The organism is Streptomyces sp. NPDC002787 (assembly GCF_053592095.1).
On record NZ_JBSFVC010000034.1, the window covers coordinates 1 to 23,585 of the forward strand.

The window sequence follows — 23,585 nt, forward strand, 5'->3', positions numbered from 1 at the left end:
CCGGTGATCCCCATCGTGTCGAACGTGACGGGTGAGGTGGCGGGGGAGGAGCTGTCGACGCCGGAGTACTGGGTCCGTCACGTGCGGGCCACTGTCCGTTTCGCGGACGGGGTGCGTGCGCTGAGGGGTCAGGACATCGGCACCGTCCTGGAGGTCGGCCCCGACGGCTCGCTCGTCTCCCTGGTCCAGGAGACCGCTCCCGAGGCGGCCGGTGTCGCCGTGCTGCGCCGGGACCGGGACGAGGCGGTGGCCCTGCTGTCCGCGCTGGCCGAGGTGTACGTGCACGGGGTGGCCGTCGACTGGCGGGCGGTGTTCGCCGGGACCGGGGCACGCCGGGTGGACCTGCCGACGTACGCCTTCCAGCACCGCCGCTACTGGCCCGACACAGCGGGCGCGGCACCGGCCAAGGCGCTCCACGCCGCCGGTCTCGGCACGGCCGACCACCCGCTGCTGCGCACCTGGCTCGTCCAGGCCTCCGACGGAGCGGTGATCGCCACCGGCAGGATCACGCCCGCGACACAGCCCTGGCTCGCGGACCACCGGGTGCTCGGCACCGTCCTGCTGCCGGGAACCGCGTATGTGGACATGGTGTGCTGGGCCGGTCAACGGCTCGACTGCCCGCAGCTGTCCGAGCTGACCCTTGCCACTCCGCTGGCGCTGTCCGGCGAAGAGGCGGCGGATCTCCAACTCGTCGTCGGCGCGCCGGACGAGGAGGGGCGTCGTACGGTCGCCATCCACTCCCGGCCGGCAACCCCCGACGATGACGAGCGGCCCTGGACCCGGCACGCCGAGGGAACCCTCGCCCCCGCCGTGGACCTCAACTCCACCGCCGCGACCTCCTTCTCCTGGCCCCCGGAATCGGCCACAGAGGTCGCTCTGGACGGGTTCTATCCGGGCCTGACCGAGGCCGGGTTCGACTACGGGCGGTCCTTCCAGGGGCTGCGCTCGGTGCTGCGGACCGACGACGGCACGCTGTACGCCGAGGTCGAACTGGACGAGGACGACCGCGGGTCGGCCGGGCGGTTCGCCGTGCACCCGGCCCTGCTCGACGCGGCCCTGCACGTCCTCGGCGTGGACCTGCCGCCGGGCACCCCCGCCCGGTTGCCGTTCGCCTGGAACGGCGTACGGGTCCACGCGACCGGCGCCGATGCCCTGCGGGTCCGCGTCAACCGGGGCGCTGACGGGGCCGTGGCACTCACGGCGGTCGACGTCGACGGCGCCCCCGTGGTCACCGTCGAGGGATTGGCGCTGCGGGAAGCGACGGCAGACCGGCTGCCGGGTGCGGCCGCTGCTCCCGACCGCGACGCCCTGTTCCGTATCGAGTGGACCGCCCTGCCCGTTCCCGTGGACGTGGCTCCGGTCGAGCCGGTCCCGCTGCCGGTGACCGACGACGGGAGCGTCGACCTCGCCCGTATCGACGGACTCCCCGACGCCGTCGTGGCGCACGGCCCGTCCGGTCGCCTCGGCGATGTCACGACCCGCGTGCTGAGGCTGCTCCAGGAGTGGGTCGCCGACGAGCGGTACGCGGCCGTCCCTCTCGTGGTCGTGACCAGGCGGGCCGCCGTCGTGGCGGAACAGGGCACACACGCGACGGCCGTCCTGCTCGACGACACGAAGGACGACGCGACGGGCGAGACGACGGGCGATGCGAAGGACGACACGCTCGTCCAGGCCGCCGTGGCCGGCCTGGTGCGTGCCGCCCAGGCCGAACACCCGGGCCGCATCGTGCTGGTGGACACCGACGGCGCACCCGGCCCGGCCTCGGAGGAGGACGGCGGTCTCCCGCTCGCCGAAGTCCTGGCCTGCGGGGAGCCCGACCTGGCCGTCCGCGCCGGACGCGTGTACGGCCGGCGCCTGGTCCGGGTGGAGACGGGGGCCGCGCTCCAGGCGCCGGCCGGGCCGTGGCGGCTGGACTCGGTCCGTCGCGGCTCGATCAGCGGCCTGGCGCTCGTGCCCCACCCCGCCGCGGAACGGGACCTGGCCCCCGGCGAGGTGCGTGTCGCCGTACGGGCCGCCGGGGTGAACTTCCGCGACACGATGATCGCCCTCGACATGTACCCCGGCGAGGCCGACCTGGGCATCGAGGGCGCCGGAGTGGTGCTGGCCACCGGTCCCGGTGTCACCCGGTTCGCGCCCGGTGACCGGGTGGCGGGCATGCTCGACGCGGCCTTCGCGCCCGTCGCCGTCACCGACCAGCGGCTGCTCGCGCCCGTGCCCGACGGCTGGACGTACGCGCGGGCCGCCGCCGCGCCGGTGGCGTACCTGACCGCCTGGTACGGGCTGCGCGACCTCGGCGGGCTGCGCGCCGGCCAAAGGGTCCTGATCCACGCGGGGGCGGGCGGCGTGGGCTCCGCCGCCGTCCGACTCGCCCGCCGGCTGGGGGCCGAGGTGTACGCGACGGCCTCCCGGCCCAAGTGGGAGGCGCTGCGCGCCGCCGGACTGGACGACGCGCACATCGCGGACTCCCGTGACACCGGCTTCCGTGAGCGCTTCCTCGCGCACACCGCCGGTGCCGGGATGGACGTCGTCCTGAACTGTCTCGCCGGGGAGTTCACCGACGCCTCCCTCGAACTGCTGCCGCACGGCGGGCGGTTCGTAGAGATCGGCAAGACCGATCCGCGCGACCCCGACCGGGTCGCCGCCGACCACACCGGTGTCCGCTACCGCGCCTTCGACCTCGGTGACGCGGGCCCCGACCGCATCCAGGAGATGCTCGCCGAACTGTCCGCGCTCTTCGCCGACGGCACCCTCGCCCCGCCGCCCGTGACGACCTGGGACGTCCACCGCGCCCCCGAGGCTTTCCGGGCCGTCGCCCAGGCCCGGATCGTAGGCAAGGCGGTGCTCACCGTCGCCGCCGAACCCGCGCCCGGGGGGACGTTCCTCGTCACCGGCGGCACCGGCACCCTGGGCGCACGGGTGGCCCGCCACCTGGCCGTCCGGCACGGCGTACGCCGCCTCGTACTGACCTCACGCGCGGGCGACGCCGCCCCCGGCGCGGCCGACCTGGCGGCCGAACTCACCGCCTCCGGCGCCGAGACGCACATCGCCGCCTGCGACGTCGGCGACCGCACGGCCGTGGCCGCGCTCCTCGACCGGCTCGCCGCCGAAGGACACCGCCTCACCGGCGTCGTGCACTGTGCCGGCACGGTCGACGACGGCATCCTGACCTCCCTCACCCCGGACCGCGTCGTCCGCGTCCTGCACGCCAAGGCGCACGGCGCCCGCCATCTGCACGAGCTGACCCGCCACCTGGACCTGTCCTCCTTCGTCCTGTTCTCCTCGGCCTCCGCCACCTTCGGCGCCGCCGGCCAGGCCAACTACTGCGCCGCCAACGCCTACCTCGACGCCCTCGCCGAGCGCCGGGCCGCTGGCGGACTCCCGGCCGTCTCCATCGCCTGGGGCCTGTGGGACGAGACCAGCGGCATGACCGCCGCACTCGGCGAACGCGACCGGGAACGACTCCTGCGCACCGGCACCACGACCCTGCCCACCGAACGCGCGCTCGCCCTGTACGACACCGCCCTCACCGCCGCGACCCCGGTCGTGACCGCCGCCCCCCTCGACCTCACCCGGCTGCGGGCCGCCCACCGCGATCAGCCCGCTCCCGCCCTGCTGTCCGCCCTGCTGGGCCCGCTCCCGCGCCGCGCCGCCGTACGGCAACCGGCCGCGTCCGGCGCCGGCTTCACGACCGTGCTCGCCGCACTGCCCGACGAGGAACGCCACGCCCACGTCCTCTCCCTCGTGCTGGACCGCACCGCCCAGGTCCTCGGACACACACGCCCCGACGAGGTCGACCCCGACCAGGCCTTCAAGGACCAGGGCTTCGACTCCCTCACCGGCGTCGAACTCCGCAACCAGCTCAAGGCGGCCACCGGCCTGGACGTCCCGGCGACCCTCGTGTTCGACCATCCCTCGCCGACGGCCCTCGCCGACCACCTGCTGGCACGGCTCCTGCCCGGCGGGCCGAGCCCGAAGGAGCGGCTGCGCCGCGACCTCGACCGGCTGGAGACCACCGCCGAGGCCCTCACCGCCGACGACCCGGCCCACGCCGAGGTGACCGGGCGACTCCGCCGGATCCTGCACCGGCTCGAAGCCCCCGCCGCCCCGGCCGGCCCCGCCGACGGCGACGAGGCCCTCCGCGCGGCCACCGCCGACGAGGTGCTCGCCTTCATCGACAGCGAGTTCGGCGATCTCACCTGACCCCCTCCCGTACGTACGGCCGAATCGGAGTACCCGTGGCGAACGACGACAAGGTTGTTGACTACCTCAAGCGGGTGACCGCCGACCTCCAGCGCACTCGCGGCAGACTCCGCGAACTGGAGGAGGGCCGCCGGGAACCCGTGGCGATCGTGGCGATGGCCTGCCGCTTCCCCGGCGGCGCCGACACCCCCGAGGCGCTGTGGGACCTGGTCCACGAGGGCCGGGACGCCATCGGTGCCTTCCCGGCCGACCGGGGCTGGCGCACCGACGGTCTGGCCGGCGCCGGAGCCCGGCTCGAAGGCGGGTTCCTGTACGGCGCCGCCGGCTTCGACGCCGAGTTCTTCGGCGTCTCCCCGCGCGAGGCCCTGGCGATGGACCCGCAGCAGCGGCTCCTGCTGGAGACCTCCTGGGAGGCGATCGAACGCTCCGGACTCGACCCGGCCGACCTCAAGGGCACCGACGGTGGCGTCTTCGTCGGCATGACCGACCAGAAGTACGGCCCCGAAGGCGACGAGGCGCTGCGCGAGGTCCAGGGCCACGTCCTCACCGGCACCACCAGCAGCATCGCCTCCGGCCGGCTCGCCTACTTCTACGGCCTCCAGGGCCCGGCGCTCACCGTCGACACCGCCTGCTCCTCCTCCCTGGTGGCGCTCCATCTGGCAGTACGCGCCCTCCGCGCCGGCGAGTGCTCCTTCGCCCTGGTCGGCGGCGCCGCCGTCATGGCCAGGCCGGGGCTGTACGAGGAGTTCCTGCTGCAAGGGGGCCTCGCCGGCGACGGCCGGTGCAAGGCGTTCGCCCAGTCCGCGGACGGTACGGGATGGGCCGAGGGCGTGGGCGTCCTGGTCCTGGAGCGCCTGTCGGACGCCCGTCGTGCCGGGCACCGCGTCCTGGCGGTGGTGCGGGGCACGGCGGTGAACCAGGACGGCGCGTCCAACGGCCTGACCGCCCCCAACGGGCCCTCCCAGCAACGCGTCATGCGCGCCGCCCTCGCCGACGCCAGCCTCAGCCCCGCCCAGGTCGACGCCGTCGAGGCCCACGGCACCGGCACCCGGCTCGGCGATCCCGTGGAGGCACAGGCACTGCTGGAGACCTACGGGCAGGAACGTGAACGGCCGCTCTATCTGGGGTCGTTGAAGTCGAACATCGGGCACGCGCAGGCGGCGGCGGGCGTCGGCGGAGTCATCAAGACGGTGTTGGCGCTGCGGCACGGCGTGTTGCCGAGGACGCTGCACGTGGACGAGCCCACGCCCGAGGTCGACTGGTCGGCGGGTGCGGTGGAGTTGCTGACGGAGGCTCGGGAGTGGCCGGATACAGGCCGTCCGCGCCGGGCGGCCGTGTCCTCGTTCGGGATCAGCGGCACCAACGCCCATGCCGTCCTGGAGCAGGAGCCCACCGCCGAGCCCACGGCGGACGCCTTCGCCGGGGAACGGCTCGATCCGTCGGCCGGGGAACGGCCCGAACCGTCGGTCGAGAGCCGTCCTGAGGGGGCGGTCGGGAAGCGTCCCGTGGGGCCGGTCGCCAAGCCTCCCGTGGGCGGGGAGCCTCCCGAGCCGTCGGCTGGGGAGCAGCCCGCCGGGAACGCCCCGGTGGCGCTCGTCCTCTCCGCCCGCACCCCCGACGCCCTGCGGGCACAGGCCGCACGGCTGCGCGACCACCTCGACCGCAACGACCATAACGACGGCACGGGTCGCACCGGTTGGGCCGGCCGCGCCGACGACGGCGGGTGCCCCGGTGGCGCGGAAGAGGCGGATGGCACCGTCCGCGTCGACCACGCCGGTCGCTCCGGTCGCACCGGTTGCGCCGGCCGCGTCGACGACGCCGATCACACCGCCCGCGCCGGCGCCCCCACCCCGCAGGCCGTCGCCCGCGCCCTCGCCGCACGCCGTACCCGGTTCACGCACCGGGCCGTCGTGGTCGGCACGGGCCGTACGGACGTGCCCGCCGCGCTCGACGCCCTCGCCCACGGGCTTCCCGACGCCCGCGTGGTGCGCGGCACGGTGGCCGCCGCCGGACCGCTGGCTTTTCTCTTCACCGGCCAGGGCGCCCAACGCGTCGGCATGGGCCGCGAACTCCACGCCGCCCACCCGGAGTTCGCGGAGGCCTTCGACGCCGTGTGCGCCCGGCTCGACCCGCACCTCGACCGGCCGCTCACCGACGCCCTCGCCTCCGAGGAACTGCTCGGACGGACCGCCTACACCCAGGCCGCCCTGTTCGCCTTCGAGGTCGCCCTCTTCCGGCTTCTCGAACACTGGGGTCTGACCCCCGACCACCTGCTCGGCCACTCCATCGGCGAACTCGCCGCCGCGCACGCCGCCGGAGTCCTCTCCCTCGACGACGCGTGCACCCTGGTCGCCGCCCGCGCCACCCTCATGCAGGCCCTCCCCGAGGGCGGCGCCATGCTTGCCGTCGAGGCCGCCGAGGACGACATCCCCGCGCTCCTCGACGCGACGGGCACCACGGGCCGGCTCGCCGTGGCCGCCGTCAACGGCCCCCGTGCCACCGTTCTGTCGGGTCCCGTCGAAGCGGTCGACGCCACCGCCGCGCTCTGTGCCGAACGGGGGCTGCGGACCCGGCGTCTGAAGGTCAGTCACGCCTTCCACTCCCCGCTGATGGAACCCATGCTGGACCGGTTCCGTGCCGTCGCCGAGGGGCTCACCTTCCACGCGCCGCGCATCCCGGTCGTCTCCAACGTCACCGGCCGCCCGGCCACCGGGGAACAGCTCCGCTCGCCCGACTACTGGGTGCGGCACGTCCGCGAGGCCGTCCGCTTCCACGACGGCATCCGCGCGCTCGGCGAACTCGGCACCGCCGCCTGCCTGGAACTCGGCCCCGGCGGCGCCCTGAGCGTGCTGGCCCGCGACTGCCTGCCCGACGGTGCCCCCGCCTTCGTCCCCTCCCTCCCGCACGGCCACCACGAACCCACCGCCCTGCTGACCGCCCTCGGTGAACTGCACGTCCGGGGCGTCGCCGTCGACTGGACGGCCGTCCTCGGGCCCGCCGACGCCGCCCACGCGGACCTGCCGACGTATCCCTTCCAGCACACGCGCTTCTGGCTACCGGCCACCGCCGGAACCGGCCTCCCGCTGCTGGCCGCCCCGCCAACCGCCGCCTCAGCGACCGCCGCCTCACCAACCGCCGTCACGGCGACCGAGTCCACCGAGCCCGGCCGCGCCTTCGACGTGGATCTCGTCCGGGCCGTCGTGGCCGCCGTGCTCGGCCACTCCACCCTCGACGCCGTCCCACCGGACCACTCCTTCAAGGATCTCGGCTTCGACTCGCTGTCCGCCGTACGGTTCCGCGACCGCCTCGCCGAGGAGACCGGACTGCCGCTGCCCGCGACCCTGGTCTTCGACCATCCGACCCCGGAAGCGGTCGTCGCCCACCTCAACGGCGAGCACGCCGGCCACCGTGCCGCCGCCCGCACGCGTGCCGCCATGGACGAACCCCTCGCCGTCGTCGGCATGGCCTGCCGCTACCCCGGCGGTGTGACCACCCCCGAGGAGCTGTGGCACCTGGTGGCCGAGGGCCGCGACGCCGTCAGCGCCTTCCCCCGGGACCGGGGCTGGGACCTCACCTCCCTCCGCCACGTCGACGGCGGCACCCCCACCACCGGAGGCTTCCTCCACGACGCCGCCGAGTTCGACGCCGACTTCTTCGGCATCTCGCCGCGCGAGGCCCTGGCGATGGACCCGCAGCAGCGGCTGCTCCTGGAGACCTCCTGGGAGGCGATCGAACGGACCGGCGTCGACCCCGTCACACTGCGCGGCAGCCGCACCGGGGTCTTCGCCGGCATCGCCGGTTCCGACTACGCCGGGGTGCTCGCCGCCAGCCCCGAAACGGAGGGCCACGTCATGACCGGCACGGCGGGCAGTGTCGTCTCCGGCCGGGTGTCCTACGTCCTCGGTCTGGAGGGCCCGGCGGTCACCGTCGACACCGCGTGCTCCTCCTCCCTCGTCGCCCTCCATCTGGCGGGGCAGGCGCTGCGGGCGGGGGAGTGCGATCTCGCCCTCGCGGGCGGCGTCACCGTCATGAACACCATCGGCGGCTTCCTGGAGTTCGCCCGCCAGGGCGGCCTCGCCGGGGACGGCCGGTGCAAGGCGTTCGCGGAGTCCGCGGACGGTACCGGATGGGCCGAGGGTGTGGGCGTCCTGGTCCTGGAACGGCTGTCGGACGCCCGCCGCCACGGCCGCCGGGTGCTGGCGGTGGTACGGGGCTCGGCGGTGAACCAGGACGGTGCGTCCAACGGGCTCACGGCACCGAACGGCCCGTCCCAACAGCGGGTGATCCGGGACGCGTTGGCGAGCGCCGGCCTGTCGCCTTCGGAGGTGGACGCGGTGGAGGCCCACGGCACCGGTACCCGGCTCGGCGACCCCATCGAGGCCCAGGCCGTGCTGGCGACCTACGGACAGGAACGCGAACAGCCGCTCTGGCTGGGCTCGTTGAAGTCCAACATCGGCCACAGCATGGCGGCGGCCGGTGTCGGCGGCGTGATCAAGACGGTGCTGGCGCTGCGAAACGGTGTGCTGCCGCGCACGCTCCACGTCGACGAGCCGACACGGCAGGTCGACTGGTCCGCCGACACCGTACGGCTCCTGACGGAGAACGTGCCCTGGCCGGAGACCGGCCGCCCCCGCCGGGCGGGCGTGTCGTCGTTCGGGATGAGCGGCACCAACGCCCACGTCATCCTCGAACACGCCCCGGCCGAGTCGGCTGCCGCACGCCCGGAGGACGCCGCCGGGCCCGCCGTACACCCCTGGCTGCTCTCCGGACGCACCCCCGTCGCTCTGCGCGCCCAGGCCGCCCGTCTCGCCGACCATCTCGACCGCACCGACGCCACCCCGGCCGCTGTCGGCAGGGCGCTGCTCGGCAGCCGCTCGCTCTTCGCCCACCGCGCGGTCGTCATCGGCGCCGGCCACACCGACCTGCTGACCGGCGTACGCGCTCTCGCCGACGGAACGGCCACCGCCCCCGGGGTGATCACCGGCACCGCCGGACCTACCGGTCGCGGCCCGGTGTTCGTGTTCCCCGGGCAGGGGTCGCAGTGGGTCGGGATGGCGGTCGAACTGCTGGAGTCCTCGCCGGTGTTCGCGGCGAGGATGGCCGAGTGCGAGCAGGCGCTGTCCGCGTACGTCGACTGGTCGTTGACCGAAGTCCTGGGCAGCGAGGTCGAGTTGAGGCGGGTGGATGTGGTCCAGCCGGTGTTGTGGGCGGTGATGGTGTCGCTGGCGGAGGTGTGGCGGTCGTACGGGGTGGAGCCCGCGGCCGTCGTGGGTCACTCCCAGGGTGAGATCGCTGCCGCTGTCGTCGCGGGGGCGCTGTCGTTGGAGGACGGGGCGCGGGTGGTGGCGCTGCGCTCGAAGGCGATCCTCGCCCTGTCCGGCGAGGGCGGCATGGCCTCCGTGCAACTCCCCGTCGACGACGTACGCGCCCTGTCCCCGCTGGTCGACGGGCGCGTGGAGGTCGCGGCGGTCAACGGCCCGGCCTCCGTGGTGGTCGCCGGCACCCCGGAGGGTCTGGACGAGGTGATCGCCGAGGCGGAGGCCCGGGGCGCCCGTGCCAGGCGCGTCGAGGTGGACTACGCCTCGCACTCCCGCCAGGTCGAGCGGCTCCGGGACGACATCCCGGCGGTGCTGTCAGGCATCGCCCCCGTCGCCTCCTCGGTCCCCTTCCACTCGACGGTCACCGCCGAACGGTTCGACACGACCGGGCTGGACGCGGAGTACTGGTACCGCAACCTGCGTTCCACCGTCCGCCTCCGAACGACGGTCACGGGACTGGTCGAGGCGGGGCACCGCGTCTTCATCGAGATCAGCCCCCACCCGGTGCTGGTCGGCGCGGTGCAGGAGACGGCGGAGGCAGCCGGACGCGACGTGGCAGTCATGGGGACGCTGCGCCGAGGCGAGGGCGGCCCGCAGAGGCTGCTGCTCTCGCTGGGAGAGGCACACGCGCAGGGGGCGCCGGTCGACTGGCGGGCATGTTTTCCCGAGACCGAGACCGGCACCGGGACTGAGCGCGAGGCTGAGACCGGCACCCGCGTCACGCCCGTCGACCTGCCCACGTACGCCTTCCAGCACAAGCGCTACTGGCCCGAGACCCTGTCGGTCGGCGGTGGCGCGGGCCGTGCCGTCGACGACTGGCGCTACCGGGTCGTCTGGCGCCGGGCCGCCCTCGCCGAGGAGGCGCGACTGTCGGGACGTTGGCTGCTGCTGACCCCCGACACGCCGCCCGCACCCGACACGCCGGACACACCCCAGACGCAGGACACCCCCCACACGCAGGACACCTTCGACACGCCCGAGAACACGATCGCGGCGGCACTGCGAGCGGCCGGAGCCGAGGTGACGATCGCGCCGGAGATCGTCGCGGGCGACGACGCGTACGCGGGCGTCCTCGCGTCCCCCGGCTCCCTCGCCGACGCCGTGGCGCTGCTACGAGACCTGCGCGCCGCCGATGTGACGGCGCCGCTGTGGTGGCTGACGGAGGGCGCCGCCGTGGTCGCCGCGGGCGACGCCGTACGCCCGGAGGCGGCGCAGCTGTGGGGGCTCGGGCAGGTCGTGGGCCTGGAGCACCCGGAGTGGTGGGGCGGGCTGATCGACCTGCCGGCCCACTGGACCGAGGACACCGGTCGGCAACTGGCGGCCGTACTCGCCGCGGCCGACGACGAGCGCGGGTCCGAGGACCAGGTCGCCGTACGGGATTCCGGGGTGCACATACGGCGGCTGGTGCGCGCCGTGGCGACGGGCCGCGAACCCGAGCACGCCTGGCGTCCGCGCGGGACCGTTCTCGTCACCGGCGGCACGGGCGGCATCGGCGCGCACGTCGCCCGGTGGCTGGCCACGGAGGGCGCGGAGCACCTGGTGCTGACCAGCCGCCGTGGCGCGGGCGCGCCGGGCGCCGCCGAACTGGGCCGGGAGGTGGAGGCGCTGGGGGCGCGAGTGACGTTCGCGGCCTGTGACGTGGCCGACCGTGACGCCCTGGCGGCGGTCCTGGCGGACGTGCCGGAGCAGGAGCCGCTCACCGCGGTCGTCCACGCCGCCGGTGTGGCGACCTTCTCCGACGTGCTGTCCATCGAGCCGGCGGAACTCTTGGACGGTACGGCGGCGAAGGTCGAGGGCGCCCGGAACCTGGACGAGCTGACCGCCGGCCTGGACCTGGACGCGTTCGTGCTGTTCTCGTCCGGCGCGGCCGTGTGGGGCAGCGCGGGCAACGGTACGTACGCGGCGGCCAACGCCTACCTCGACGGGCTCGCCCACGAGCGCCGCGCTCGGGGCCTGACGGCCACGTCCCTCGCCTGGGGCGGCTGGGCCGGCGGCGGCATGCTCCAGGGCTCCGAGGCCGTCGCCGGACAGCTGGAGCGGCTGGGCCTGCGGCAGATGCAGCCCGAGCTGGCGATCGGCGTCATGCGGGAGGCCGTCGGACACGGCGAGACCACCCTCACCGTCAGCGACATGGACTGGGAACGGTTCGCCCCCGTCTACGCGCTCGCGCGGCGCCGCCCGCTGATCGAGGAGATCCCCGAGGCCGCCCGCGCCCTGCGCGGTGAAAACGGCCAGGGCCCGGCCGGCGACGACGCGACGGCCGACGCCAACGCCGCCGCCCGGCTGCGCGAGAGCCTCACGGGACTCACCGACCTCGAACAGCGGGACGCCCTGGTGGACCTGGTCCGCGAGCACGCCGCCGCCGTACTCGGACACACCTCACCGGACGCCCTCACCCCGGACCGCCCGTTCAAGGACCTCGGCTTCGACTCACTGACCGCCACCGAACTCCGCAACCGGCTGAACGCGGCCACCGGACTGCGACTGCCCGCCACCCTCGTCTTCGACCACCCCACCCCCACCGCCCTCGCCGCACTCCTCGGTGAGGACCTGCTCGGCGGCACATCGGACGGCCCCTTGGACGCCCTGCGCGTCCAACAGGAATTCGACCGCATGGAACAGGCCCTCGTCGCGGCGGTGTCCGCACCCGACATGGACCCCGGCGCCCGCGCCGACATCGCGCAACGGCTGCGCGACCTGGCCGCCCGGCTGAGCGCCACCGACCCGGACGCCACGCACACGACGCACACGGCGGACACCCTGGAGTCCGCCACCGACGACGAGATCTTCGACCTCATCGACCGCGACCTGGGCGTCGGCTGACGCCCCGCCCCACCCGGCGTCGGCCGACGTCCGCCCCCGGGCGTGGTCGACGCCCGTCCCGCCGCTCACCCGCAGCCGCCGGGCCGCCCCACCGCGCGCGGACGGCCGCCCCGCCGTCCGCTCTCGCCCGCGAGCCGCGGCCCGCCACAGGCGCCCCACCACACCGATCTGGAGTCGACCATGACCGAGGACAAGCTCCGCACCTACCTGCGGCGGGTCACGGCGGAGTTGCAGCAGACCCGCGACCGGCTGCGTGAGTCCGAGGACAAGTGGCGCGAACCCCTCGCCGTCATCGGCATGGCCTGCCGCCTGCCCGGCGGAGCCGACTCGCCGGAGAAACTGTGGCGGCTCGTCACCGACGAAGTGGACGCCGTCGGCGGTCTGCCCACCGACCGGGGCTGGGACCTGGACGACCTGTACGACCCCGACCCCGACAAGCCGGGCAAGACCTACACCAAGGACGGCGCGTTCCTCCACGACGCCGGTGACTTCGACCCCGCGCTTTTCGGGATCTCGCCGCGTGAGGCGCTGGCGATGGACCCGCAGCAGCGGCTGCTCCTGGAGACCTCCTGGGAGGCCGTCGAACGCGCCCGCATCGACCCGCTCTCGCTGCGCGGCAGCCGCACCGGCGTCTTCGTCGGCGGCCTGCCCACCGGCTACGGCGCCCTGCTCATGGACTCCGCCGAGGACCAGGGCTACGCCCTGACCGGCGGCTCCGGCAGCGTCATGTCCGGCCGCGTCTCGTACGCCCTCGGCCTGCAGGGCCCGGCGGTCACCGTCGACACCGCCTGCTCCTCGTCCCTCGTCGCCCTGCATCTCGCGGCCCAGTCGCTGCGCCAGGGCGACTGTTCCCTCGCCCTCGCCGCAGGCGTCGGCATCCTCGCGACCCCGGCCGGCTTCGTCATCTTCGCCCGCCAGCGCGGCCTCTCCGCCGACGGCCGGTGCAAGGCCTTCGCGAACGCCGCCGACGGCATCGGCTGGGGCGAGGGAGCGGCGGTGGTCCTGCTGGAGCGCCTGTCCGACGCACGGCGCAACGGTCATCCGGTGCTGGCCGTGCTACGTGGCTCGGCCGCGAACCAGGACGGCGCGTCCAACGGGCTGAGCGCCCCGAACGGGCCGGCACAACAGCGCGTGATCCGGCAGGCGTTGACGAGCGCGGGGCTGTCCCCGTCGGACGTGGACGCCGTGGAGGCCCACGGCACCGGCACCCGCCTCGGCGACCCGATCGAGGCGCAGGCGCTGCTCGCGACGTACGGCCAGAACCGTGAACGACCGCTGTACATAGGGTCGTTGAAGTCGAACATCGGGCACACACAGGCGGTGTCCGGCGCGGCGGGCGTGATCAAGACCGTCATGGCGCTGCGCCACGGGGTGCTGCCCAGGACGTTGCACGTGGACGAGCCGTCCAGGGAGGTCGACTGGTCGGCGGGCGCAGTGGAGCTGCTGACGGAGGCCCGGGAGTGGCCCGAGGCGGGGCGTCCACGGCGGGCGGGCGTGTCGTCGTTCGGGATCAGCGGCACCAATGTGCACGTCGTCCTGGAACAGGCCCCGGAACCCGACGAGGCCGCCGGACCCGAGCCGGGCGACCCCGAGCGGGAGCCGGGCCGTGAGGGCGAGCACGTCCCCGGTCCCGTTCCCTGGACGCTGTCCGCCGCGACCGCGGCGGCCCTGCGCGACCAGGCCCGCCGCCTCCTGGACCACCTGGCCGAGCACCCCGACAGCACCGCGACCGACATCGGACACTCCCTCGCCACCACCCGCGCCGCCCTCTCCCACCGGGCCGTGGTCCTCGCCGACACCCACGACGACCACGTGAACCGTCTGCGAGCCCTGGCCGACGGCGACGACGTGCCGGGCCTGGTGACCGGCGAGGGCGGCAAGGCCAAGACCGTCTTCGTCTTCCCGGGGCAGGGCTCGCAGTGGGTCGGGATGGCGGCGGAACTGCTGGAGTCCTCGCCGGTGTTCGCGGCCCGCATGGGGGAGTGCGAGCGGGCGCTGTCGGCGTTCGTCGACTGGTCGCTGACCGAAGCCCTGTCCGATGCAGATGCGTTGGACCGGGTGGATGTGGTTCAGCCGGTGTTGTGGGCGGTGATGGTGTCGCTGGCGGAGGTGTGGCGGTCGTACGGGGTGGAGCCCGCGGCCGTCGTGGGTCACTCGCAGGGTGAGATCGCCGCGGCGGTCGTCGCGGGGGCGCTGTCGTTGGAGGACGGGGCGCGGGTGGTGGCGCTGCGCTCGAAGGCGATCCTCGCCCTGTCCGGTCGTGGCGGCATGGCCTCCGTGCAACTCCCCGCCGACGAGGCCCGCAAGGCGCTCACTCGTTGGGACGGCCGCATCGATCTCGCGGCGGTCAACGGCCCGGCCTCCGTCGTGGTCGCGGGTGACACCGGCGCACTGGAGGAACTGCTGGCGTGGGCCCAGGACGACGGCGTGCGGGCGCGCCGCATCGCGGTGGACTACGCCTCCCACTCCGCCCATGTGGAGGAGGTCCGCGAGGAGTTGGCAGGCCTGCTGGCCCCCGTGGCACCGACGTCCTCCCGCGTGGCGTTCTACTCGTGCGTCACCGGTGGCCGGCTCGACACGGCCGGGCTGGACGGCGCGTACTGGTTCCGCAATCTGCGGCAGCCGGTGAGGTTCGAGGAGACGACACGGGCCCTGCTGGAGCAGGGACACGGGCTGTTCGTGGAGGTGAGCCCGCACGCCGTCCTGACGGGCGCGGTGCAGGAGACGGCGGAGGCGGCCGAGCGCCGGACCGCCGTCACCGGGACGCTCCGGCGCGGAGAGGGCGGCCCGGAACGCCTGCTGCTGTCACTGGGTGAGGCGTACGTACGCGGCGCCCCGGTCGACTGGCGGGCCTGCTTCGCCGGCACCGGAGCCCGGACCGTCGACCTTCCCACGTACGCCTTCCAGCACCAGCGTTTCTGGACCGAGACGCAGGTCGCCGGCGGGACCTCGGCGGGCCGGGCCGTCGACATGTGGCGCTACCGGGTGGCATGGCGACGGATCGACACGGCCGTCGCCACGCCGCTGTCGGGCCGGTGGCTGCTGGTCGTACCCGGGGGCGACGGGGGAGAGGTCGCCGAGGCACTGCGGACCGCCGGCGCCCAGGTCGAGGTCGCCGAGGCGCCCGTCGCCGGCCTCGACGCGGAGTACACAGGTGTCGTGTCCCTGCTCGACGCGGCCGACGACGCCCTCGCGCTCGTGCGGGACCTGCACACCGCCGGCGTACGGTCGCCGCTGTGGTGGCTCACGCGCGGCGGCGCCGCCGTCGCGACCAGCGACGCCGTACGCGGGCAGGCGGCGCAACTGTGGGGACTCGGCCAGGTCACCGGCCTGGAACACCCGGACCGCTGGGGCGGGTTGATCGACCTGCCCCGGACCTGGAGCGAGAGCACCTCCGCCCTGCTGGCCGCGCTGCTGTCGGGAGCGGTCGCGCACGAGGACCAGCTCGCGATCCGCGGATCCGCCGTCTACGCGCGACGCCTGGTGCGCGCCCCCCTCACCGACCGCGGCCCCGTCCGCCCGTGGAAGCCGCAAGGCACGGTGCTGATCACGGGCGGTACCGGCGGCATCGCCGCCCACCTCGCCCGTCGGCTGGCGGCCGAAGGGGCGGAGCACCTGCTGCTGCTCAGCCGTCGCGGCCCGGCGGCACCGGGAACCGAGGCTTTGGCGGAGGAACTGCGGTCCCTGGGCGCGGAGGTGACGTTCGCGGCCTGCGACGTGGCCGACCGGGACGCCCTGGCGGCGGTGCTGGCCGAGGTGCCCGAGCAGTGGCCGCTCACCGCCGTCCTGCACACCGCGAGCTCCACCGCCTACGGCCCGGTGCTCGACGTCGGCCCCCAGGAGTTCGTGGACGGTACGGCGGCGAAGGTCGAGGGCGCCCGCAACCTGGACGAGCTGACCGCCGGCCTGGACCTGGACGCGTTCGTGCTGTTCTCGTCCGGCGCGGCCGTGTGGGGCAGCGCGGGCAACGGTACGTACGCGGCGGCCAACGCCTACCTCGACGGGCTCGCCCACGAGCGCCGCGCTCGGGGCCTGGCGGCCACGTCCCTCGCCTGGGGCGGCTGGGCCGACGGCGGCATGCTGGAGGGCTTCCCGGCGCTCGCCGACCAGCTGAACCGCATGGGTGTCCGGCAGATGCGGCCCGAGTCGGCCATCGACGTCATGTGGGAGGCGGTCGAGCAGGGCGAGACCACCCTGACGGTCAGCGACATGGACTGGGAACGGTTCGCCCCGGTCTACGCGCTCGCGCGGCGCCGCCCGCTGATCGAGGAGATCCCCGAGGCCGCCCGCGCCCTGCGCGGCGACCAGCCCGACTCCGACCGTACGGGGAGCGGCGACGGCACGGCCGCCGGGCGGCTGCGAGGCACCCTCACCACGCTCAGCGAACCCGAACAGCGCGCCACCCTGCTGGAGTTGGTGCGCTCGCGCGCCGCGACGGTGCTGGGGCACGCCGACGCGGCGGAGGTCGCCGCCCACCGCCCGTTCAAGGACCTCGGCTTCGACTCACTGACCGCCACCGAACTCCGCAACCGGCTGAACACGGCCACCGGACTGAGACTGCCCGCCACCCTCGTCTTCGACCACCCCACCCCCACCGCCCTCGCCGGCCGCCTGCGCGAAGAACTCCTCGGCGGCACCGACGCGGCGGCCACCGCACCGCCGGTGCGGCGCCCCCAGGACGACGATCCGCTGGCCGTCGTCGGCATGGCCTGCCGCTACCCCGGTGGCGTCCGTGGCCCCGAGGACCTGTGGCGGCTCGTCACCGAAGGCCGCGACGAGATGGCGGACTTCCCCACCGACCGCGGCTGGCAGGCCCTGTCCCTGTACGACCCCGGCCGGCAGACCACCCTCGCCGGACAGGGCGCCTTCCTCTACGACGCGGGCGACTTCGACGCCGACTTCTTCGGGATCTCCCCACGCGAGGCCCTGTCCATGGACCCGCAGCAGCGGCTGCTCCTGGAGACCTCCTGGGAGGCCGTCGAACGGACCGGCATCGACCCGCTGTCCCTGCGCGGCAGCCGCACCGGCGTCTTCGTCGGCGGCACACCCCAGGAGTACGGCGCCCTGCTGATGAACTCCGCCTCCCTGGCGAGCGGTTACGCCCTGACCAGCTCGTCCGGCAGCGTCATGTCGGGCCGGGTGTCCTACGTCCTCGGTCTGGAGGGCCCGGCGGTCACCGTCGACACCGCGTGCTCCTCCTCCCTGGTCGCCCTCCATCTGGCGGGGCAGGCACTGCGGGCGGGGGAGTGCGACCTCGCCCTCGCGGGCGGCGTCACCGTGATGGCCACACCGGGCGCCTTCGCCGAGTTCGCCAACCAGGGCGGCCTCGCCCCCGACGGCCGCTGCAAGGCCTTCGCGGACGCCGCCGACGGCACCGGCTGGGGCGAGGGCGTCGGCATCGTCGTACTGGAACGCCTCTCCGACGCACGGCGCAACGGCCACTGCGTCCTGGGCCTGGTACTCGGCTCGGCGGTGAACCAGGACGGCGCCTCCAACGGCCTGACCGCCCCCAACGGCCCCTCCCAACAGCGCGTGATCCAGGCGGCCCTGGCCGGGGCGGGCCTCGCCCCCTCCGACGTCGACGCGGTCGAGGCCCACGGCACCGGCACCCGCCTCGGCGACCCCATCGAGGCACAGGCGCTGCTGGCGGCCTACGGCCGTGACCGGGACGCCGACCGGCCCCTGTGGCTGGGCTCCGTCAAGTCGAACATCGGGCACACCCAGTACGCCGCGGGCGTCGCCGGCGTCATCAAGACGGTGCTGGCACTGCGCGAGGGCGTACTGCCGCGCACCCTGCACGTGGACGAACCGACCCGCCAGGTCGACTGGTCCGCCGGCACGGTACGCCTCCTGACCGACAACCGGCCCTGGCCGGAGACGGGCCGCCCCCGCCGCGCCGCCGTCTCCTCCTTCGGCATCAGCGGCACCAACGCCCACCTGATCCTCGAACAGGCCCCGGACGACGCGCCCTCGGCCCCGACGGACGCCACCGAGGAGCCCTCCAGCCCGGCGCCCCGACCCGAACCCGTCGTCCCCCGGCCCGAACCCGTCGTCCCCTGGCTCGTCTCCGGGCACACCGAGGCCGCCCTGCGCGACCAGGCCGTACGCCTCCTCGCCGAGCTGCGGGAACGGCCGGGCGCCGCACCGCTCGACATCGCCTGTTCGCTGGCCACCACCCGCAGCGCCCTCACCCATCGCGCGGCCGTCGTCGCCGACACGCGGCCCGCGCTGCTCTCGGGCCTCCAGTCGCTCGCCGACGGCACACCGTCGGACGCCGAGGTCGTCCGGGGGACCGTACGGGAGGGTACGCTCGCGCTGGTCTTCCCCGGCCAGGGCTCCCAACGACCGGGCATGGGCCGCGACCTGTACGAGCGCCACCCCGTCTTCGCCGCCGCCTTCGACGAGATCTGCGCGGCCTTCGCCCCGCTCCTCGACCGGCCCCTGCGTGACATCGTCTTCGCCACGGACCCGGAACGGTCGGCGGAGCTGGACCGGACCGAGTACACGCAGCCCGCACTCTTCGCCGTGGAGACGGCGCTGTACCGGCTCCTGGAGAGCTGGGGCGTCCGCCCCGACGCGCTGATCGGCCACTCCGTCGGCGAACTCGTCGCCGCCCACGTCGCGGGAGTCTGGACGCTGCCCGACGCGTGCCGCGTGGTCGCCGCCCGCAGCCGGCTCATGCAGACGCTGCCGCCCGGCGGCACCATGCTCGCGGTCGAGGCCGACGAGACCGAGGTCGTGGCGGTGCTCGCCGGCAACACGGACCGCAGCGTCGGCATCGCCGCCGTCAACGGGCCCACCTCGGTCGTCGTCTCCGGCCCGGAGAGCGCCGTCCTGGACGCCGCGGCTGAGTTCGTCGGACGCGGCCACCGCACCAAGATGCTCGCCGTCAGCCACGCCTTCCACTCGCCGCTCATGGAGCCCGTGCTCGCGGACTTCGCCGCCGCCCTGGCCCAGGTCGACTTCCACGAGCCGGTCCTGCCCGTCATCTCCAACGTCACCGGCGCCCCCGCCGCCGCCCGCGACCTCCGCGCCCCCGGCTACTGGGTGCGCCACGTCCGGGACACGGTCCGCTTCGCCGACGGGGTGCGCACCCTGCTCGACCGGGGTGTGCGCACCTTCCTGGAGGCCGGCCCCGGCGGCGCCCTGACCGCGATGGCCGCCGCAACCGCCGCCGAACACACCGAGGACGCCGTGACCTGCCTGGCCGCCCTGCGCGGCGGCCACCACGGAGAGACCTGCGCGCTCGTCACCGCCCTCACCCGGCTCGTCGTCCAGGGCACGGCCGTCGACTGGCCGGCGTACTTCGCGGACAGCGGCGCCCGCACCGTCCCGCTGCCCACCTACGCCTTCCAGCACCACCGGTTCTGGCTGCGTGTGCTCGGCGCCGGTGCGGGAGGCGGCGGCAGCAAGGCGTCGTCGGTCGGCCTGACCACGGCGGGCCACCCGCTGCTCGGGGCCGTCACCGCGCTGCCCGGCTCCGGCGGGCTGCTCCTCACCGGCCGGCTCGACCGCACCGACCACCCCTGGCTCGTGGAACACGCGCTCGGCGGCACGCCGGTGCTGCCCGGCACCGCCCTCGTCGACCTCGCCCTGCACGCCGGCGGTCACGCCGGCTGCGACCGGCTCGACGAACTCGTCATCCACGCGCCCCTGGCCCTGCCGGACCGGGGTGGCGTCGCCCTTCAGCTGTCCGTCGACGCCGAAGACCCCGACGGACGGCGGCCCTTCACGATCCACGCCCGGCCCGACGAACACCCCGAAGGACCGTGGACCCGCCACGCCACCGGCGTCCTCGCCCCCGCCCCGCCCACGACCCCGCCCACCGACACCGCGGCCTGGCCGCCGCCCGGCGCCCATGCCGTCCCGCTGGACGACTTCTACGCCACGACCGCCGAAGCGGGCCTCGCCTACGGCCCCACGTTCCAGGGACTGACCGAACTCTGGCAGGCCGACGGCGAACTCCACGCCCGAGTCGCCCTGCCCGACGAACCCGAGCAGCACGACACCGGCACCGTGGACACCGACGGCCACGCCCTCCACCCCGCGCTGCTCGACGCCGCCCTCCAGCCCCTCGCCCTCGGCATCCTGGGCGCGGACGGGCCAGGCGGCACGGCTGTCCCGGCGGGCCTGCCCTTCGCCTGGTCGGGCGTCCGGCTGCACGCGACCGGAGCGGCCGAACTCCACGTGCGGCTGGCGCCCACGGACGACGGCGGGGTCTCCGTACGGGCCACCACCCCCGACGGCCTGCCCGTCCTGGACATCGACACGCTGACCCTGCGGGCGGCTTCGGCGGTCCCGGCCGCCCGGGCCGACACACCGCGCACCGAGCCCCTGTACCGGCTGGAGTGGCCGACCGTCCCGCTCCCCACCACCGCCGCGCGCACGGCGGGAGGCTGGGGGATGCTCGGCCTCGACCCAAGGGAACTGCGCCCCCGCCTCGCCACCGCGATCGGCCAGGACGTCGTCCCGTACCTCGACCTCGGCGCCCTCACCGAGACGATCGACACCGGTGTCCCCGCCCCTGCCGCCGTGGTCGTCTTCTGCGACCCGCCCGGGCCCGACGACGCCGCCGCCGACGCCCACACGGCGACCCGGCAGACACTCGACGTCCTACGGCCCTGGCTCGCCGACGAGCGGCTCACCGACACGCGACTGGTCCTCGTCACCCACGGCGCCGTCGCCGTCGGTCCGGACGACGCGGGCGCCCTCCCCGGCCCCGCCGCCGTCTGGGGCCTGGCCCGAGCCGCCCAGACAGAACACCCGGCCCGCCTCGTCCTCGTCGACCTCGACGACGAACACACCTCCCTCGCTGCCCTGCCCCACGCCCTGACCACGGCCGAACCCCAACTCGCCCTCCGCCACGGCACGCCCCACGTACCCCGCCTCACGCCCGTCCCGCACGAGGCCCTTCCCACGCCCACCAACCCCCCGACCCGCCAGGCCGCGACACCCACCGAGCGCGGAGAGGTCCGGTCCGGAGCGGTCGTGCCCGTGGTGGATGCGCCCGGCACCCCCGCCCCCCGGACGACCACGCCCGGCGCCCCCGCCCCCCGGACGACCACGCCCGGCACCCCCGCCCTCAGAACGACCACGCCCGAGCAAGCCGTGCGCGACGCGAAACCGTCCGCCCAGCCCACCCCCTTCACCCCCCACGGCACCGTTCTCGTCACCGGTGCCACCGGTGCTCTGGGGAGCCTGGTGGCCCGTCATCTCGTCACCCGGCACGGTGTGCGGCACCTGCTGCTGGCCGGACGTCGTGGTCCGGCGGCGCCCGGCGCGGACGAACTGGCCGCCGAGATCGGCGAGGCCGGAGCCCGGGTCACCTTCGCCGCGTGCGACGTGGCCGACCGTGACGCCCTCGCCCGGCTGCTGGCCGGCATTCCCGCCGAGCAGCCCCTGACCGGTGTCGTCCACCTCGCCGGTGTCGTCGACGACGGCCTGGTCGGTGACCTCACCGCGGAACGGCTCGCCGCCGTGCTCCGCCCCAAGGCGGACGCGGCATGGTACCTGCACGAACTGACCGCGGGCCTGGACCTCACGGCCTTCGTGCTGTTCTCCTCCGCGGCCGGCGTGCTCGGCAGCCCCGGCCAGGCCAACTACGCCGCCGCCAACGCGTTCCTCGACGCCCTGGCCCAGCACCGCCGCTCGCTCGGTCTGCCCGGCCTCTCCCTCGCCTGGGGCCCCTGGCAGGGCACCGGAGGCATGGCCGACGCGCTCGGCGCCGCCGACCGGGCCCGTCTGGAGGGCAGCGGACTGCGGCCGTTCACCGCCGACTCCGGCCTCACCGCCCTCGACCGGGCCCTGGCGACACCGGACGAAGCCCTCCTCGTCCCGCTCCGTCTCACCCCCGGCGCCGCGCCCTTCCCGGCGGAACGGATCCCGGCCGTCCTGCGCGCCCTGGTGCGCGGCACCGTCCCGCGCCGGACCGCCACCAGGCGCGACGACCGGGCGGACACCACAGCCCTCGCCGCCCTCGACCCGGCCGCACGCGAGACCGCGCTGCTGGAACTGATCCGCGCGGAAGCCGCACGCGTGCTCGGCCACAACGGCACCGACGGCACCGACGGCACTGAAGGCTTTGGTGGCACTGGAGGCACTGGCGGCACCCACGGCACCGACAACCTCACCGCCGACCGGGCCTTCGGCGAACTGGGATTCGACTCCCTCACCTCCGTCGAACTCCGCAACCGGCTCGCCACCGCCACCGGCCTGCGGCTGCAGCCCACCCTGGTCTTCGACCACCCCACCCCCGGGGACCTGGCCGCCGCCCTGAACCGCCAGTTCACCACCCCGCCCACGGAATCCGCGCGCACTGCCACCCCGGCCACCCCGGCCGACCCGACCACGACCGTCGCGCAGGCCGTGGAGTCCCTCTACCGCCACGCCGTCACCGCCGGCCGCTACGACCAGGCGGGCAAGGTCCTGATGAACTCCGCCGGACTGCGCCCCGCCTTCACCTCGGCCGACGCGGTCGGCAAGGCACCGGGGCTTGTCAAGCTCGGTGACGGCGGCCGTCACCCCGCCCTCGTCGGACTGCCGTCCACCTCCGTGTGGGCCAGCGACCAGGAGTTCGTCGCTCTGGCCCGGCCGCTGCGCGGGCTGCGTGCCACCCACTCGCTGATGATGCCGGGCTTCGTCGCCGACGAACTCGTCGCGGGCAGCGTGGAGGCGGCCGTGGAACACGCGGCCCGCACCGTCGCCCGCGCCCTGGACGGAGCCCCCTTCGCCCTCGCCGGCCGCTCCTCAGGCGGTTCACTCGCGTACGCGGTGGCCGCCCGCCTGGAGGAACTCGGCACGCCCGCGACCGGCGTGGTGATGCTGGACACCTATGTGGCCGGCACCCCGCAGACCGACTACATCGTCCACGCCATGGAGTCCCGTTCCCTCGAACGCGAGGCGGAGTTCGGCCGGATGACCGGCCTCCGGCTCACCGCGATGGCGTCCTACTTCGCCCTCTTCGAGACCTGGCGGCCACGCTCCCTCACCACACCCGCGCTCCTGGTCCGCGCCTCCGAACCGATCGCAGTCGACCCGGACCACCCGAGGGAGCGCCCCGACGAGTGGCAGTCGACCTGGCCCGTCCCCCTGGACGTGGTGGACGTCCCCGGCGACCACCACTCCATGATCGAGGACCACGGTGACGTCACCGCGCGGACCGTGCACGACTGGCTGGCCGCCCTCGGTGGCTGAACGACGCCCGGGGCCCGGGGAGAGATTCTCCCCGGGCCCCGGGCCCCGGTC

General features: G+C 75.1%; 3 protein-coding genes. All 3 read left to right on the top strand.

What is annotated here, in order from left to right:
* Positions 1-24 precede the first annotated feature (24 nt).
* Positions 25-4,200, top strand: coding sequence for an SDR family NAD(P)-dependent oxidoreductase (locus ACWD26_RS35985; RefSeq protein WP_451276539.1), 4,176 nt, complete (start codon positions 25-27; stop codon positions 4,198-4,200).
* Between the two features lie 35 nt (positions 4,201-4,235).
* Positions 4,236-12,341 carry a type I polyketide synthase gene (locus ACWD26_RS35990; RefSeq protein WP_451276541.1) on the top strand — a complete coding sequence of 2,702 codons (8,106 nt, stop codon included), beginning with the start codon at positions 4,236-4,238 and terminating at the stop codon, positions 12,339-12,341.
* Positions 12,342-12,521: 180 nt separating this feature from the next.
* Positions 12,522-23,534: an SDR family NAD(P)-dependent oxidoreductase gene (locus ACWD26_RS35995; protein ID WP_451276543.1), complete on the top strand. Its 11,013-nt coding sequence runs from the start codon at positions 12,522-12,524 to the stop codon at positions 23,532-23,534.
* Positions 23,535-23,585: the final 51 nt, after the last annotated feature.